Source organism: Mesorhizobium sp. B2-4-17 (genome assembly GCF_006441275.1).
Classification (GTDB): Bacteria; Pseudomonadota; Alphaproteobacteria; order Rhizobiales; family Rhizobiaceae; genus Mesorhizobium.
The window spans coordinates 73,686-89,771 of sequence record NZ_VFUX01000020.1 but is presented as its reverse complement, the minus strand read 5'-3'; the positions used below and the strand labels follow the sequence as shown (position 1 = coordinate 89,771).

Below are 16,086 nucleotides of genomic sequence, written 5' to 3'. Positions count from 1 at the left end.
GATGTCGACGTCCCTGGCACTCCACAACAGACGCAAGAGAAGGAACGGCGTGATGATGGCGCTCTGCGTCGTCGCCGCCGGCATCGGCCTTGCCTGGCTGGCGCTGATCCTCGGCGCCCTGGTCTACAAGGGCCTGTGCGGCGTTTCGCTGGCGGTCTTCACCGAGATGACGCCACCGCCCGGCGATGCCGGCGGCCTGCTCAACGCCATCTATGGCAGCATCGTGATGACCGTCATCGGCGTCATCGTCGGCACGCCGATCGGTGTGCTGGCCGGTACTTACATGGCCGAATACGGACGCTTCTCGAAGCTGACCACGGTGGTGCGTTTCATCAACGACATCCTGCTGTCGGCGCCGTCGATCGTTATCGGCCTGTTCGTCTATGAGTTGCTGGTGCGGCCGATGGGGCACTTCTCCGCCATCGCCGGCGCCGTCGCGCTGGCCATCCTGGTCATCCCGGTGGTGGTGCGCACCACAGAGGACATGCTCAACCTGGTGCCGAACGCCTTGCGCGAGGCCGGCGCCGCGATCGGCGCACCGCGCTGGGTGGTCATCCGCTCTGTCGCCTATCGTGCCGCGCTTTCCGGCATCGTCACCGGCATATTGCTGGCCATCGCCCGCATCTCCGGCGAGACGGCGCCGCTGCTCTTCACCGCGCTCAACAACCAGTTCTGGTCAAGCAATCTCAACGCGCCGATGGCCAGCCTGCCTGTCACCATCTTCCAGTTCGCTCTCAGCCCTTACGAGGAATGGCAGCAACTGGCGTGGACCGGCGCACTTATAATCACCCTAACGGTTCTCGGGCTGAGCATCTTCGCCCGCAGTCTTACCGGACGCAGAGAGGACAGATGAAACCGATGTTGTCCACCGAGTTGAACGTGGCCGAGGCTGCCGTGGAAAAGGCCAAGATCGAGGTCAAGAACCTCAATTTCTACTATGGCCAGTCGAAGGCGCTGAAGGACATCAGCCTGTCGCTGCCCGAGCGCAGTGTCACCGCCTTCATCGGCCCTTCGGGCTGTGGGAAGTCGACGCTGCTGCGCGTCTTCAACCGCATCTACGAGCTCTACCCGAGGCAGAGCGCCGAGGGTCAGGTGCTGCTTGACGGCCGGAACATTCTCGACCGCTCGCAGGACCTCAACCTGCTACGCACCAAGATCGGCATGGTGTTCCAGAAGCCGACGCCGTTTCCGATGTCGATCTATGAAAACATCGCGTTCGGCGTCAGGCTCTATGAGAAGATCAGCAAGGCCGAGATGGACGGCCGTGTCGAGCAGGCGCTGAAGCGCGCGGCTCTGTGGACCGAGGTCAAGGACAAGCTCAACGCCAGCGGCCTCAGCCTTTCGGGCGGCCAGCAGCAGCGTCTTTGCATCGCCCGCACCGTGGCGGTGAAGCCGGAGGTCATCCTGCTCGACGAGCCGGCATCGGCGCTCGACCCGCTGTCGACCGCCAAGATCGAGGAATTGATCGACGAGCTGCAAGCCGACTACACGATCGTCATCGTCACCCACAACATGCAGCAGGCGGCGCGCGTGTCGCGCCAGACGGCTTTCATGTATCTGGGCGAGCTGGTCGAGTTCGATCGTACGGAGAAGATCTTCACATCGCCCCGCGAGAAGCGCACGCAGGACTATATCACCGGCCGCTTCGGCTGATCTCACGCATACGAGGACCAGGATCATGGCCGAACACACAGTCGCTTCTTTCGACGAGGATCTCGGACAGATCAGCAGGCTGATCAGCGACATGGGCGATCTCGCCAGCTCGATGGTCGGCGGCGCCACCAAGGCGCTGCTGAACTCCGACAACGCGCTGGCACAGCGCGTTGTCTCCGACGACGTCATCATGGACGCGCGCCAGCGCGAACTCGACGACCGCGCCATCACGCTGATCGCCAAGCGCCAGCCGATGGCCGACGATCTGCGGCATGTCGTCGGGTCGATCCGCATGGCCGGCGACCTCGAACGCATTGGCGACCTTGCCAAGAACATCGCCAAGCGCGTCGGTACGGTCGGCCTGTCCACCACGCCGCGCGACCTGTCGCATTCCATCGACGCCATGGCGCAGCTGGTGCTGATCCAGGTGCAGGGCGTGATCGAGGAGTATGCGGCGCACGATGCCGAGGCCCTTGCCAAGCTGCGCGCCGATGACGAACGTATCGACGTCAAATACACCTCCGTGTTCCGCGAACTTCTCACCTACATGATGGAGGATCCGCGCAACATCACGGCTTGCACGCATCTGTTGTTCTGCGCCAAGAATCTCGAGCGCATCGGCGACCATGTGACCAACATCGCCGAGAATGCCTACTATGTGCTGACCGGTACGCAGCTGCCCGCGAATCGTCCGAAGCAGGACGAAACGGCGATGTCGGCGCCGGCGGCTTGATCGTCAGAGCGGTTCACCGTTTTACGGAAAACCGCTCTCTCTCTTGTTTCCATGCAATTCCGGACGGAAAACCGCTTCACACTTTTCCTGGAATTGCCTTAGAGGTGACCAGTCGATGATCGCGCCACGCATCATGGTGGTGGAGGATGAGGAGCCACTCGGCGTGCTCCTCCGCTACAATCTGGAATCGGAAGGCTACCAGGTCGAGGTGGTCCCGCGCGGCGACGAGGCGGAGATTCGCCTGCAGGAGAACGTCCCCGACCTCCTGGTGCTCGACTGGATGGTGCCGGCGGTGTCCGGGATCGAACTCTGTCGCCGGCTAAGGATGCGGCCCGAGACCGAGCGGCTGCCGATCATCATGCTGACGGCGCGCGGCGAGGAAAGCGACCGCGTGCGCGGCCTTTCGACCGGCGCCGACGATTATCTGGTCAAGCCGTTCTCGACACCGGAATTCATGGCCAGGGTCAAGGCGCTGCTGCGCCGCGCCAAGCCGGAAGTGCTGTCCAGCGTGCTCAAGGTGGGCGACATCGTGCTCGACCGCGAATCACATCGCGTCTACCGCAAGAAGAGCGAGATCCGGCTCGGGCCGACCGAATTCCGCCTGCTCGAATTCATGATGCGTCATCCCGGCCGGGTGTTCTCGCGCAGCCAGCTGCTCGACAATGTCTGGGGGGAGACGATCTATATCGACGAGCGCACGGTGGACGTGCATGTCGGCCGGTTGCGCAAGGCGGTCAATAACGGCCGCATGCCCGACGTCATCCGCACCATTCGTGGTGCGGGGTATGCAATCCGCGAGGATTGAGCGCGACTTTATTCAGGCCACGTTCTTCCCGGAGCCGGCTTTCGCCTGCATGCCCGGCGCGAAAATCTCCTGGTCGACGAAGGTCAGCGCCCGCATGGCGCAGCCCTCGCGGATCAGCGGCAACTCGTTGGGCTCGGTGTCGAAGGAAATCGATTTCGAGTGCTGGCCGCCGGCGGTCTGGGCGATGGCCTCGCGCAATGCCGGCTCGATCAGGTCGAAGGCGGCGGCGCTGACGCCGACCATGGCGACGGGGGCGGGATCGATCAGCGCGAACAGGCTGCCGAGGCCGTAGCCCAGCGCCTCGCCGGCCCTGCGGTAGGCCTCGCGCTCGGGCCCGTCCGTTTGCCGCGCCGTCGCCGCCAGCGCCCGCATCTGCGCGTCGCTGACATCGGCGACCGGCTCGGTGTCCTCGCTGAGCTGCCTGGCGTTGCGCCAGATGGCGTAATTGCCGGCATAGGCTTCGACGCAGCCGCGCCGCCCGCAGCGACAGAGCGCGCCGCCTGGCCGATGGATCATATGGCCGAATTCGCCGCCCGAGGAATGGGTGCCGGTGAAGAGCTCGCCCTTCAGCACCAGGCCCATGCCGATACCGTGCGAAAGGAGAATGGCGATGAAGTCGTCGCGGTAGCGCTCCGGATCGCGCCAGCGCAGCGCCACCGCCATCATGTTGCAGTCATTCTCCACGGTGGCGGGGATGCCGAACTCGGCTTCGAGTATGTCGGCGAAGGCGATGTCGGTCTGCGGCGTGATGGGCGACCACAGCATTGCCCGGGCATCGGTGTCGGTGATGCCCTGGATCGCCAGCGCGATACGGGCGACGCTGCGCACGTCGAGGTCGGGATCCTCCAGGCGCCGCCGCACGATGGCGACGCATTCGCCGATCAGTGCATCGCGCGACATGGTCAGCGTATCCAGCCGGCGCTGTTCCTCTGATATGACCTGGCCGGCATAGTCGATGACGGCGACGGACAGGAAATTCAGCGACAGCACCACGGTCATCACCGTTGCGGCTTCCGGATTGAGGCCAAGCCCGACCTGCGGCCTGCCGCGTTTGAGCGCGCCGGCCTCGCTCGGCTTGCCTTCGGCCAGGATACCTTCGCCGATCAGATCAGAGGAAATCGCCGATATGGTGGAGTGGCTGAGGCCGGTGGTCGCGGCGATTTCGGTGCGCGAGGGCTGGCCGGCCCGGCGCACGGCCGCAATCACCATTGCGCGGTTGCGCCGGCGCAGATCGTCGTGGCGGATTCCGACCGACATGCCTTTCCAATATCCTCCCGGTCGCCGCGGCTCGTCGTGCCCCTCGAACACTGCGGCAACAGATCAAATACTGGCAGAAGCGGCCGGCGATGTCATTTATTTATTGCGGGGCCCGAAAAAAGGTTCTCGGCCCTGAAAATCCATCAGAATCATTGTTGACAGCCTTCCGGCTATGCATCACTATTTTTTTTGAGGCTCGAAAAAATAGAGCCTTTGTGCCGGCCTTCGGGTCAGTTTGGTCGCGCCATACGCGGCGCAGGGAGGATATCATGAAGAGATTCGCAGTCGCCATCCTGGCGGGTGTCGCCATGTCACTGACGCTCGCGTCGGTCGCGCAGGCGAAGGGTAAGGTCATCGGCGTTTCTTGGTCCAACTTCCAGGAAGAGCGCTGGAAGACCGACGAGGCCGCCATGAAGAAGGCGATCGAGGCCGCCGGCGACAAGTACATCTCCGCCGACGCACAGTCCAATCCCGGCAAGCAGCTCACCGATGTCGAGAGCCTGATCTCGCAGGGCGCCAATTCGCTGATCATCCTGGCGCAGGATGCCTCGGCCATCGGCCCGGCCGTCCAGAAGGCGCTGGATGAAGGCATTCCGGTCGTCGGCTATGACCGCCTGATCGAGAACAAGGACGTCTTCTACCTGACCTTCGACAACAAGGAAGTCGGGCGCATGCAGGCCCGCGCGGTGTTCAAGGTCAAGCCGGAAGGCAACTACGTCTTCATCAAGGGCTCGGGCGCCGATCCGAATGCCGACTTCCTGTTCTCGGGCTCGATGGAAGTGCTCAAGCCGGCCATCGACAGCGGCAAGATCAAGAATGTCGGCGAGGCCTATACGGACGGCTGGCTGCCCGCCAACGCCCAGAAGAACATGGAGCAGTTCCTGACCGCCAACGACAACAAGGTCGATGCCGTGGTCGCCGCCAATGATGGCACCGCCGGCGGTGTCGTCGCGGCGCTGACCGCGCAAGGCCTTGCCGGCACAGTGCCGGTGTCGGGCCAGGACGGCGATCACGCCGCGCTGAACCGCATCGCGCTCGGCACCCAGACCGTGTCGGTGTGGAAAGACGCGCGCGAGCTCGGCAGGAATGCCGCCGAGATCGCCTCGCAACTGGCCGACGGCAAGAAGATGACCGACATCGCCGGCGTGAAGGACTTCACGACGCCTGGCGGCAACACCGTCAAGTCGCTGTTCCTGACCCCGGTCGCCATCACCAAGGACAATCTCAACGTCGTCATCGATGCCGGCTGGATCAAGAAGGACGAAGTCTGCGCGGGCGTCGCCGCCGGCACCGTCGCGGCCTGCAACTAAGCTGGCCTGTTTCTCTCAGATATAGACGCCGCGGCCCTGGAACGGTTCAGTGTTTCTTGAATCGCTGAACCGTTCCAGCCCATTGTTTCCCACAATTCCGGACGGAAAACCGCTACGCACTTTTCCTGGAATTGCTTTAAGGCGGCGTTTTCTCAAAAAGATTTGTGTTTCCGCATCAGGCGGATAGCTTCTAGGCTGGGCTCCGGCGTCCGCGCCAGACGGCGGCCAGTGGGAGGAAATCATGACCGACACGACGTCCAACCCGCCGCAGGTCGATACCGCACGCGCCTCGGAACTCGGCGCGGTCGCCCGCTTCCTGAAGGCAACCGAGATCGACACCCGCATGCTCGGCATGATCGGCGCCCTGTTGCTGATCTGGGTGGGGCTGCACGTGATTTCGAGCCTGCGTCTGGGCGTCAATCCGCTCGATTTCGACAGCCGCACCTTCCTCACGCCGCGCAATCTATGGAACCTCTCCGTACAAAGCTCCGCGGTCGCCATCATGGCCTGCGGCATGGTGCTGGTCATCGTCATGCGCAACATCGACCTGTCCGTCGGCTCGGCCGAGGGCCTGATCGGCATGGTCATGGGTTTCGCCCAGGTGCATTTCCTGGTTCGGTTCGTCGGGCTTGAACTCGGCAATCCGTGGATCTGGGTGCTCGCGCTGGTCATCGGCCTGGTCCTGGGCCTGCTGATCGGCGCCTTCCAGGGCTTCATCATCGCCTATCTCGAAGTGCCCGCCTTCATCGTCACGCTGGGCGGCCTGCTGGTCTGGCGCGGCGCTGCCTGGTGGGTCACCAGCGGCCAGACCGTGGCGCCGCTCGACGCCACCTTCCAGCTGATGGGAGGCGGGCCGGCCGGATCGATCGGCGCCACCTGGAGCTGGATCGTCGGCATCGTCGCCTGCCTCGCCGTGGTGTTTGCGCTTTTCAACGGGCGGGTGCAACGCAAGCGCTTCCGTTTCCCGCTGCGCCCGATCTGGGCCGAGACGCTGCTTGGCGCCGTCACCTGCGCTGCCATCATGGGCGCGGTATGGCTGGCCAACTCCTATCCGTGGCCGATCGGCATCGTGAACAGATACGCCGCCGCCAACAACATCACCGTGCCCGAGGGCGGCCTGTTCATCGCTCACGGCATCGCCATTCCGGTGCTGATGGCGGTTGCGGTCGGGCTGATCATGACCTTCATCACCAACCGCACCCGTTTCGGCCGCTATGTCTTTGCCATCGGCGGCAATCCGGAGGCCGCCAATCTCGCCGGTATCAACACGCGCTGGATCACCATGAAGGTGTTCATGATCATGGGCGTGCTGGCCACGATCGCCGCCGCGATCTCGTCAGCCCGGCAGAACTCGTCCACCAATGTGCTTGGAACATTGGACGAGCTGCTCGTCATCGCCGCGGCCGTCATCGGCGGCACGTCGCTTGCCGGCGGTTCGGGAACGATCATCGGCGCCATGCTCGGCGCGCTGCTGATGCAGTCGCTGCAATCCGGCATGGTGCTGCTCGGTGTCGACTCGCCGCTGCAGAGCATCGTCGTCGGCGCCGTGCTGGTCATCGCCGTCTGGCTCGACACCGTCTATCGCAAGCGGGTTTAGAGGATACGATCATGGCTGACAAAAACGCTCCCGCCGGCCCGCCGCTGGTCGACATGCGCAACATCTCGATCGCCTTTGGCGGCATCCGGGCCGTCGACGACGCCTCGATCGATCTTTTCCCCGGCGAGGTCGTGGCGCTGCTCGGCCACAACGGCGCCGGCAAGTCGACGCTGATCAAGATCCTCTCCGGCGCCTACAAGCGCGACGCCGGGCAGATATTCGTCAATGGCGAGGAAGCCACGATCACCAATCCGCGCGATGCCAAGAAATGCGGCATCGAGACGATCTACCAGACGCTGGCGCTGGCCGACAATGTCGACTCCGCCGCCAATTTGTTTCTCGGCCGCGAGTTGATGACCGCCTGGGGCACGCTCGACGATGTTGCGATGGAGGCCGAGGCGCGCAAGGTGATGGGGCGCCTCAATCCCCGCTTCCAGCGCTTCAAGGAGCCGGTCATCAAGCTGTCGGGCGGGCAGCGGCAGTCGGTGGCGATCGCACGCGCGATCCTGTTCAACGCCCGCATCCTGATCATGGACGAGCCGACTGCGGCGCTTGGGCCCCAGGAAACGGCACAGGTCGGCGAACTGGTCAGGCAGCTCAAGTCCGATGGCATCGGCATCTTCCTGATCAGCCACGACATCCACGATGTGTTCGAACTGGCCGACCGGGTCTGCGTGATGAAGAACGGCCAGGTCGTCGGCACCGCGCGTACCACGGATGTAACCCAGGACGAGGTGCTCGGCATGATCATCCTGGGCAAATGTCCTCCTGGCGCCATTCCCGGACCGGGTGCGCTGAAGATCGCCGCCTGAGGCCTATCGGTCGCGCCCGGCCTTGGCGGACCAGGCCCGCGTTGCCGCTCATGTGATATGCCAGTGATCGCGATGGCTTGGCCTGGCCATTGTGTTGGCCCGGCGACTTGCCCATAAAGGTCCGGTATTGCCCATGGACCGCATCATCCGTTGAAGAGACTTTTTCCAATCGTTGCGTTCATCGCCGTTGCGCTGATCAGCATGACCATGGCTGGGTTCGCCTATTTCGCGACGCAGGAAGCCGCCCGCATCAAGTTCGAAGCGGCGGCCGACGACGCACTCAACCGGATCGAGAGCCGGATCGACCTGCATCTGTCGCTGCTGCGGTCGACGCAGGCCCTGTTCGATGCCCGCAACGGCGACATCTCCCAGAACGAGTTCAAGGCGTTCTTCGACGCGCTGGATATCGACAACAATTTCGCTGGCCTGGGTGGCATCGGCTTCCTTCAGCTTGTCAAGACGGGCGACGAAGCGGCGGTCGAACGCGATATCCTGCACGATTTTGGCGCTAGCCATCCGGTCTATCCGGCCTCGACGCAGCCCTGGCGCGCGCCCATCACGCTTTTCGAGCCGCTGGATCCCTCCAGCCAGTCCAGCATCGGCTACGATATGTTCAGCGAGCCGGTGCGGCGCGCGGCGATCGAGAAGGCAATGGCCGATGACCAGCAGCACGCGAGCGGGCTGGTGCAACTGGGCCAGGGCACGGGCGTGGCGCAGACCTTCACCGGCTTCCTGGTCTTCGTGCGGCTCAACGTCGAAACCGCGCCGGAGGTCATCAACGCATCGCGGTCCTCGACCGCGGGCTTTCTTTACGCCGCCTTCCGGGCCCGCGACCTGTTCCAGATCGCGCTCAGCCGCGCGCCGCTGCTGCCGGTCAACACCGAGATCTATGACGGCGCGGTGAACGGCGACAATCTGCTGTTCCGATCGGAGACGCCACCGGTTTCGGCCCTTGGTGACCGGCTGCTGGTCACCCGAAAGATCACGGTGGCCGGCCGTCCGTGGACCGTGCTGTTCAGGCCGACCAGCGCCTTCTCACAACCGTCGTCGCGCGCCATCCCGATGATGCTGGGGCTGTTCGGCCTGCTGCTGGCGGGCGCCATCGCGCTGGTGGCCCGCTATCAGGAGCGGGCCTACGAGGCGGTATCGCGCCTGCACGAAACGACCGAAAAGAGCCTGCTCGAAAAGGACCTGATGCTGCAGGAGATGAAGCATCGCATCAAGAATTCGATCACCAGGGTGCTGGCGATCGCGCGGCAGACGGCTTCGCGGGCGACCGATGTCAACGAGTTTTCCGCATCCTTCTCGGCCAGGCTGCAGGCCATGGCCGCGTCGCAGGACATGCTGACGCGCTCGCGCTGGCAGAAGGCCGATCTCGCCGACCTCCTGCGCATCGAGCTCGGTCAGGTTTTCGGCAAGGAATTGCCCGACGAGCTCCTCTCAGGCCCGGAGGTGCTGCTCGACGAGACCACGACGCAGGCGCTTGGCCTGACCTTCCATGAGCTGGCGACCAATGCGCTCAAATACGGCGAAGCCGGCAATTCCGTTGGCGCGCTCAAGGTGGACTGGCTGCTGGAAGGGCGCGGGCGCGAGCGGACGCTGGCCCTCAACTGGCGGGAGGCCGGAAACAAGAAAGTCGAGGCGCCGGCCGAAACCGGATTCGGCACCAAGCTGATCGACCTCAATGTCACGCGCGAACTGCGCGGCACGATCAAACGCGATTTTCAGGCCGATGGTCTGAAGGTGGAAATCAGAATTCCGCTGGTCGGCTAAATCTGCCGTCACCAGGCCAAGCAACAGATCACCGGTCAAGAAAATCCGGAGGCACGATACCGGCCTCCGGATCTGGATTCCGTTGTCGCTGACTAGTTGCAGCGCGCCGTGTAGATGCGGCCGTGGCGATCACGGTATTGGCAGTAGCCATTGCGCAGGTTGCGCACCAAAAGGCCGGAACCGGCACCAACAGCCGCACCGACCAGTGCGCCCTTGCCGCCGCCGACCAGGCCGCCGATACCGGCGCCAATCAAGGTACCGCCAGCCACATCCTTTTCGGTGCTGGTACAGCCGCTGACCGCGACCACCGCAACCATGGCAATAATCATTTTCCGCATAGAGTCACTCCTCACTTTGTGTCCTCACTTTAGTAAACTCCAACCGCCATTTAGCATGAAACAACGGTCTTTGCTGCTCGAATTTATTGTTGGCTAAGGTCGTCTTTTTCTGGGCGCGCCGCGTTAGATGCCATGACGGGGCTGGAAATCGCCAGCGAAGCGTCGAGGCTGCCATCAGGGCGCACATTCCAGACGATCTGGTCGTAGTCATCCTCGAGCGCGGGATCGACAGCCAGGCATTTGGCAACGATGTGCTGCGCCTGCCCCTGAACGTCGCCCATGGCGAAGGGACGCTCGGCGGTGCATTGGTCGGCGGTTGCGAAGACGCTGACCGGCACCTGCAGTTCACGGCACTCGGCCATCGAGTTGGTGCAACCGATGACCAGCAGCAACGCGGCGATGTGTTCCATGGAGAAATATCCTCTCGCCACAACAACGGACCGCATCGCCAGAAAGTTCCTTTTCCACCCGGGGATAGGCGAATAATGCCGGCCCGCCGGCAACAGATTTCCGCAATGGCCCACGTCACCCGTTGGAACGGCGGCCAAGACCATATCCGAGCCGGCCCCCAGCCAGGACGCCGGTCGCGATCAGGTGAACTGGAACAGCACTGTCAGGAGGATTGCCGCGACCAGCGCCAATCCAACAATGTCCGGTAACCGGTTACGGGCAGCGGGAAGCGATTGCGCGGATGTCTCAGGGTCCAGAAACTCGCCCATGGAAATTCGGGCGGCCTGTTCCAGCCTGTTCATGTCGGCAACCGTCAAGGGCATCCTCCCGTACCGAGCTGTAAATACTCCTGCGGAAATGTCCAAAAAGGCTGCAGGTTCCGCTGGTATCTGAGAAAAACAGTATTCATTCTCATGGTGAATAGCCGGTTAAGAATCGCTGCTTGTCGTGGCCCGCTCATTGAGTATCGAAGTTGCTGTGCGGAACGATAAGGCGGTATTCAAGATGGCCATCGGCGATGTCGAGGCTCGCGGTTCCACTCAGGGATGCCGGCACCACTCGTTCCAGCGCGACGCTGCCGAAACGCTTTTGCTTGCCTCGGCCGCCGTTGGTGCCAATGGTTTCGGCCCATATGAGTGACAGGGTAACTTCACCGGTGGCGGCAGTGTTGAGATCGGCGGTCACCTCGACGAAACCATCCGGCCGGGACAGGGCACCGTAGCTGACCGAATTGACCGCGAGTTCATGCATCGCCAGGCCGATATGCAGCGCGGCGTTTGGATTGAGGTAGGGATTGGCGCCTCGGAAGCGAAGGCTATGCGGTGTGTTCGTCTCGTAGCGGCCGACCTGGCTGGCCACCAACTCATGGAGCGCCGCGCCGCGCCAGTTGGAGGATGTCACCAGATCCTGGGAAGAAGCCAGCGACTGCAGCCGGCCGCGAAAACGCGTCAGGAAGTCGCTGATGCCATCGGAATAGCGACCGGTCTGGGTCGCGATGCTCTGGATGATCGCCAGGAGGTTCTTCGAGCGGTGGCTGACTTCGCGCAGAAGCGTTGTCAGCGTCTGTTCGCGCCGTTTCTGCTCGGTCGTCTCGACCATGGTGGTGACGACACCTTGCACGTCGCCGTCGTCGCCCCGGTCGGCATCAACCCAAACCTGAAACCAGCGCACGCCGTTCTCGACCGGCATACTGATTTCAAGGTGCTGAGGATTGCCAGTCACGACCACATCGCGCTTGGCGGCGCTGATGCGGTCGGTCTGCGCCAACGGCAGGATGCCGTTGCTATCGGTATTGTCCGAAACCCAGGGCGCACGCATGTTGCGGGCCCAGACGGTCTTCATCTCGCGATCCTGATAAAGGACCGAGATTCCAGCATTGTAGAGGGCGTGGAGTAAAGCCCGGCCAAGCTGCATGCCGCTTTCTGCCGGATGCAGGGCGATGACCTCGTCGCTTCGTGCGCTTTCCGTTTTATCTGGAGTCCTGGAGCGCATCTGTCCATCTGTCCACCCAACTCAGGCTGAACGGCTCACCGTCAAATGGGTTCCCCATGAAATTTGTCGAAAGCCGGCCTCCAAAATCGGTCCGCCGGACGGTGTCCCTTTGAAAGGATACCGCCCGGCGGTGGCTGGAAACCGTTTGAGGGGTGCGGCTTCCAGTGTTCGCCTGGATGGAGCGTTCACGCCCGCCTGAACAGGCCGGCAAGAAGCGAAATGACCAGGAAGGCGAGAAAGATGAAGAACAATATCTGCGCGATCCCAGCAGATGTACCGGCGATGCCGCCAAAACCAAGCGCGCCGGCGATGATTGCTACGACGAGAAATACGAGCGCCCAGTAAAGCATGGCTCTTCTCCTTCCGAATGATGCTGACAAAACGTGGGTGGTTGCGGATTGTTCCACCCTTTACCGAAAAAGACGATGCGTGCAATGGTTCGGATCAATTCGCCGATAAGGACCGCAAAGGGCCGCCCGATGCATCACATCGGGCGGCCCTCGCAGTCATACTGTCCGATCAGATCCGCGAAGCCCTGATCCTACGCGGCGGCCTTAGCCTGACGGTCGAAGAACAGCGCCTGGCTGATCAGCGCCTTGACCATGTCGGGATTGAAAGGCTTGGTCACCAGGAAGGCCGGTTCGGGGCGCTCGCCGGTCAGGAGGCGCTCCGGAAAGGCGGTTATGAAGATAACCGGCACGGAGGTCGACGACAGGATTTCGTTGACCGCCTCGATGCCTGAACTGCCGTCGGCGAGCTGGATGTCGGCCAGCACCATCTTCGGCCGCGTCTTGCCGAACATCGTCACCGCTTCGGCGTGGGTGCGCGCCGTGCCGACGACACGATGGCCGAGGCTCTCGACCATCTCTTCTATGTCCATGGCGATCAGCGGCTCGTCCTCGATGATCAGCACGTCGGTTGCCACCTGGCGGGAAATCTCATCGCTTGCCTGGGCAAGCAATTCGGAGAACTCCTGTTCGCCGACGTCGAGTATCTCGGCGGCCTCGTCCTCGCTGAAGCCTTCCACCGCAACCAGCAGGAAAGCCTGGCGGGGAAGCGGCGCGATCGCATTGAGATTGGCGGCCGCGCGCTGCTCCCACGCCGATTGTGCCTGCTCCTGCGGCACGCGGATGGCGACCGAGGTGAAGAGCTTGGCGAAAACCTTGTACAAGGCGATGCGGTCGCTCGATGCCTCCGGGAAGATGTCGATGTCGGCAATGATGGCCTCGAGCATGGCGGCGACCAGCGCGTCGCCGCTCTCTTGCGATCCTGAGACGGCACGCGAGAAGCGGCGCAGGAATGGCAGATGCGGAGCGATGGTAGCGGATAAGCTCATGATGGACGTCTCCCTCAGATGACGCGTTTGACTGAATCGCAGGTCAAGCTGCATGCAAGTCCCACGGGTACAACGCGGCCATTCCGAAAAAGTTCCGCGCGATATGGAACGAATGGGCGGCGACGGCGTTTGAAAGCGGGATGGGCAACCACACGGGGGGCCGCTCGCCTTGTGTTGAGTTGAATAAGGGCGGCTTCGGTGCTGGGAATATAAGGGCAAAATGAAGAATATGACGAAAGATATTTTGGCTGGCGCCGCGGGCAGGCGCCGGAACGGGGTCGGCGATCCATTGGGGCCGAATTCCGAAATCGGGCGAAAACTCAAACAGTATTATGACGAGTTGGTGTCCGACGATGTGCCGGATCGCTTTGCCCGGTTGCTCAGCCAACTGGAGCAGACCGAACCCGCGCAGAAAAAGGACTGAGGGCATGGCAGCGGTCTCCCAAGGCTTCAAGACCGATCTGCTTGGGGCAATACCAAGCTTGCGGGCGTTTGCCGTGTCGCTGACGCAGAATGCCGACAAGGCCGACGACCTCGTTCAGGAAACGCTGGTCAAAGCCTGGGACAAGCATGAGAGCTTCCAGCCCGGCACCAATCTCAAAGCCTGGCTTTTCACGATTCTGCGCAATGAATTCTATTCGCAAATGCGCAAGCGCGGCCGCGAAGTGCAGGACAGCGACGGCATCATGACGGCCAGGCTCGCGGTGCATCCGGCCCAACACGGTCAACTCGACCTCAAGGATTTTCGGGGCGCTCTCGAGCAGCTTCCGGAGGACCAGCGTGAGGCCATCATCCTCATCGGTGCGTCGGGCTTCTCCTATGAAGAGGCCGCCGAAATCTGCGGCTGCGCGGTCGGAACGATCAAGAGCCGCGTCAGCAGAGCCCGCACACGGCTGCAGGAAATTCTCAAAATCTCCGGCGAAGACGAATATGGCCCCGATGCGATCTCAACTCAGGTCACCGGGACGGCTGCACATTGAAGCGCGATCCGGACGCGGCCGTATCGGTCTCGACACCAGGGGAGCCACGTCCGTAAGCCAGTGCCACCGCTTCGACGAGATCTTGGCCTGAATAGGGTTTGGAGACCAGCCTCACTTCAGGAAAGGATACCTGGATCTCGTGCGCATCCGAATAGCCGGAGGCAAAGACGAACGGGACGCCTGTTTCCCGCAAGCCGGCGGCGAATTCGAGCGTCGAGGCGCCACCCAGCATCAGATCGACGATGGCCACGTCGAATTGCAGTGCGATCTTTCGGCCATCGACCTCGGTCAGGTCGCGGGCAACCACCACTTCGTTGGCACCATGGTCGCGGCAAAGCTGCTCCACCTCCATGGCAATGAGGAATTCGTCCTCCAGGACAAGAATTCGTAATCCGTCAAGCAAGTGAGGCACAGGCAATCGCTCCATGAGACGTCCTGAGTCATGATCGCAATTTGGCGCGTTGTCATTTAAAAAAGACATGCCGCGAGCGGCGGGATCCGATCCCTGGCAAGCGATTGAAACCGGACCTGCCGGCTGGCAGGCTTTCGAAGAGGGGGTCGACAACGAAAGCGCTCAAGCAGCTCGCCGGCTGGGAAGGGCTGGGCGGGGCCGCCGCCCACTGATCTGATGCGGCTAATCCCTGGCAGATGGATGCGCGCCGGGAGGTTTTCGGCTAGTTTTCCCAACGTCGGAACCTTGAGACGCACGGCGCGTTTGAAATCGAGCAATCACAAGGAGTTAAGCAATGGCAACCGCCGCAGGGAAAACCGCCAACGAGGCGCGGGCGAATTCGGATCTCGAAGCCGACATCAGGCAGTTGAAGGCCGATATCAACAAGCTCACCAAGCAGTTGGCCAAGACCGGCGAAGATGGCTACGGCACAGCGCGCCGCGCGGCGACGGAAGGCGTCGAGCAGTTGCGCGCTCAGGGTGAAGCGGCCTTCGACAGCCTGCGCGGCAACGCAAGGGACATCGAGGCCCAGATCGTTGCAAGCGTTCGGGAAAAGCCCGTGACGTCCCTGGCGATCGCCGCCGGCGTCGGCTTCCTCTTCGCGCTGCTCGCGCGCCGCTAGTTCCGCCGCAGATGGGACTGCTGACATCCCTGCTTTCGGGTTTCGCCTCCGGTGAAACCATGGCCGCCATACGCCGCGCGCGTGCGGCGGCCATCGTCTACGCGCTTGCCGCGCTGGCGGCGCTCTGCGGTCTCGGCTTTCTGGTCGGGGCAGCCTATATCTGGGTCGCCGCCCGCTATGGATCGCAGGTGGCGGCACTCGATTTCGGCATCGGCTTCCTGGTGATCGCCGGGCTCGTGCTTCTGAGCCATCGCTTGATGGCCGGTGCCCGCGCCCGCCGCGAGGCAAGGCGGCGCAGTGCCGATATGAAGGCGATCGGCATCTCCGCCGCACTTGCGGTGCTGCCGGCATTGATTAAGGGAAAAGGCGGCCTCGGCGTCATTCTGGGTCCGGCCGCGGCACTTGTGGCCTATGCCATCTACCGCGAGAACGTGAAGCCCGACGATCCGGAGGCCAAGGGGCCGAAATGACGCCGCCG

At 62.8% G+C, this 16,086-nt stretch carries 20 protein-coding genes; 12 read left to right on the top strand and 8 right to left on the bottom strand.

The genetic code is table 11. The annotated features are described in order from the left end of the window. Position 1 precedes the first annotated feature (1 nt). From pstA to phoB, 4 genes are all read left to right on the top strand, one after another. A complete protein-coding gene (gene pstA / locus FJ548_RS17315; RefSeq protein WP_140778497.1) occupies positions 2-853 on the top strand; it encodes a phosphate ABC transporter permease PstA in 852 nt (283 codons plus the stop codon). Further along, the gene (pstB, locus tag FJ548_RS17310; protein ID WP_140698486.1) at positions 850-1,653 is read left to right on the top strand and encodes a phosphate ABC transporter ATP-binding protein PstB; all 804 of its coding nucleotides are present in this window, start codon (positions 850-852) and stop codon (positions 1,651-1,653) included. Before pstA ends, pstB begins: the two co-directional genes overlap by 4 nt. 25 nt (positions 1,654-1,678) lie before the next feature. Next, positions 1,679-2,386: a phosphate signaling complex protein PhoU gene (phoU, locus tag FJ548_RS17305; protein ID WP_140608868.1), complete on the top strand. Its 708-nt coding sequence runs from the start codon at positions 1,679-1,681 to the stop codon at positions 2,384-2,386. 115 nt (positions 2,387-2,501) lie between these two features. Beyond that, on the top strand, positions 2,502-3,191 hold the full coding sequence (gene phoB / locus FJ548_RS17300; RefSeq protein ID WP_032917568.1) for a phosphate regulon transcriptional regulator PhoB: 690 nt from the start codon (positions 2,502-2,504) through the stop codon (positions 3,189-3,191). A 12-nt stretch (positions 3,192-3,203) separates the two neighbouring features. Here the strand turns inward: phoB and FJ548_RS17295 are convergent, their stop codons facing one another. Then, a complete protein-coding gene (locus FJ548_RS17295; protein ID WP_140698489.1) occupies positions 3,204-4,448 on the bottom strand; it encodes an ROK family protein in 1,245 nt (414 codons plus the stop codon). Positions 4,449-4,717: 269 nt separating this feature from the next. Here FJ548_RS17295 and xylF point away from each other — a divergent pair, with 269 nt between their 5' ends. From xylF to FJ548_RS17275, 4 genes are all read left to right on the top strand, one after another. Next, on the top strand, positions 4,718-5,758 hold the full coding sequence (gene xylF / locus FJ548_RS17290) for a D-xylose ABC transporter substrate-binding protein (RefSeq protein WP_140743024.1): 1,041 nt from the start codon (positions 4,718-4,720) through the stop codon (positions 5,756-5,758). A 241-nt stretch (positions 5,759-5,999) separates the two neighbouring features. Beyond that, a complete protein-coding gene (locus FJ548_RS17285; RefSeq protein WP_140698496.1) occupies positions 6,000-7,355 on the top strand; it encodes a sugar ABC transporter permease in 1,356 nt (451 codons plus the stop codon). Between the two features lie 11 nt (positions 7,356-7,366). After that, positions 7,367-8,167, top strand: coding sequence for an ATP-binding cassette domain-containing protein (locus tag FJ548_RS17280; RefSeq protein ID WP_140778496.1), 801 nt, complete (start codon positions 7,367-7,369; stop codon positions 8,165-8,167). A 150-nt stretch (positions 8,168-8,317) separates the two neighbouring features. Continuing rightward, positions 8,318-9,940, top strand: coding sequence for a CHASE domain-containing protein (locus FJ548_RS17275; RefSeq protein ID WP_140778495.1), 1,623 nt, complete (start codon positions 8,318-8,320; stop codon positions 9,938-9,940). A gap of 92 nt (positions 9,941-10,032) precedes the next feature. On the opposite strand, the gene FJ548_RS17270 is transcribed toward FJ548_RS17275, so the two are convergent. From FJ548_RS17270 to FJ548_RS17250, 6 genes are all read right to left on the bottom strand, one after another. Next, complete coding sequence (locus tag FJ548_RS17270; RefSeq protein ID WP_140608856.1) at positions 10,033-10,278, bottom strand: YMGG-like glycine zipper-containing protein; 246 nt, start codon at positions 10,276-10,278, stop codon at positions 10,033-10,035. Positions 10,279-10,361: 83 nt separating this feature from the next. Further along, positions 10,362-10,688 carry a hypothetical protein gene (locus tag FJ548_RS17265; RefSeq protein WP_140608854.1) on the bottom strand — a complete coding sequence of 109 codons (327 nt, stop codon included), beginning with the start codon at positions 10,686-10,688 and terminating at the stop codon, positions 10,362-10,364. A 180-nt stretch (positions 10,689-10,868) separates the two neighbouring features. After that, the gene (locus tag FJ548_RS29870; protein WP_246678692.1) at positions 10,869-11,051 is read right to left on the bottom strand and encodes a hypothetical protein; all 183 of its coding nucleotides are present in this window, start codon (positions 11,049-11,051) and stop codon (positions 10,869-10,871) included. A 133-nt stretch (positions 11,052-11,184) separates the two neighbouring features. After that, positions 11,185-12,219, bottom strand: a complete 1,035-nt coding sequence (locus tag FJ548_RS17260; RefSeq protein ID WP_140608852.1) for a PAS domain-containing sensor histidine kinase — start codon at positions 12,217-12,219, stop codon at positions 11,185-11,187. Positions 12,220-12,404: 185 nt separating this feature from the next. Further along, entirely contained in the window at positions 12,405-12,569 is a 165-nt protein-coding gene (locus FJ548_RS17255; protein ID WP_010911886.1) for a DUF1328 domain-containing protein, read from the bottom strand. A 191-nt stretch (positions 12,570-12,760) separates the two neighbouring features. Continuing rightward, on the bottom strand, positions 12,761-13,555 hold the full coding sequence (locus FJ548_RS17250; protein WP_140608850.1) for a response regulator: 795 nt from the start codon (positions 13,553-13,555) through the stop codon (positions 12,761-12,763). A 220-nt stretch (positions 13,556-13,775) separates the two neighbouring features. Between FJ548_RS17250 and FJ548_RS17245 the strand changes: the two genes are divergently transcribed. Both FJ548_RS17245 and FJ548_RS17240 read left to right on the top strand, forming a co-directional pair. After that, positions 13,776-13,979 carry a NepR family anti-sigma factor gene (locus tag FJ548_RS17245; RefSeq protein WP_140608848.1) on the top strand — a complete coding sequence of 68 codons (204 nt, stop codon included), beginning with the start codon at positions 13,776-13,778 and terminating at the stop codon, positions 13,977-13,979. A gap of 4 nt (positions 13,980-13,983) precedes the next feature. Further along, positions 13,984-14,535 (top strand): sigma-70 family RNA polymerase sigma factor, encoded by a 552-nt coding sequence (locus FJ548_RS17240; protein WP_013892668.1) that lies wholly within the window; start codon positions 13,984-13,986, stop codon positions 14,533-14,535. Here the strand turns inward: FJ548_RS17240 and FJ548_RS17235 are convergent. Beyond that, on the bottom strand, positions 14,513-14,947 hold the full coding sequence (locus FJ548_RS17235) for a response regulator (protein WP_226890421.1): 435 nt from the start codon (positions 14,945-14,947) through the stop codon (positions 14,513-14,515). The two genes, FJ548_RS17240 and FJ548_RS17235, sit on opposite strands and share 23 nt — an antisense overlap. 334 nt (positions 14,948-15,281) lie before the next feature. Here FJ548_RS17235 and FJ548_RS17230 point away from each other — a divergent pair, with 334 nt between their 5' ends. After that, on the top strand, positions 15,282-15,608 hold the full coding sequence (locus FJ548_RS17230) for a DUF883 family protein (protein WP_140778494.1): 327 nt from the start codon (positions 15,282-15,284) through the stop codon (positions 15,606-15,608). A gap of 11 nt (positions 15,609-15,619) precedes the next feature. Further along, positions 15,620-16,078, top strand: coding sequence for a hypothetical protein (locus FJ548_RS17225; protein ID WP_140778493.1), 459 nt, complete (start codon positions 15,620-15,622; stop codon positions 16,076-16,078). Positions 16,079-16,086 lie beyond the last annotated feature (8 nt).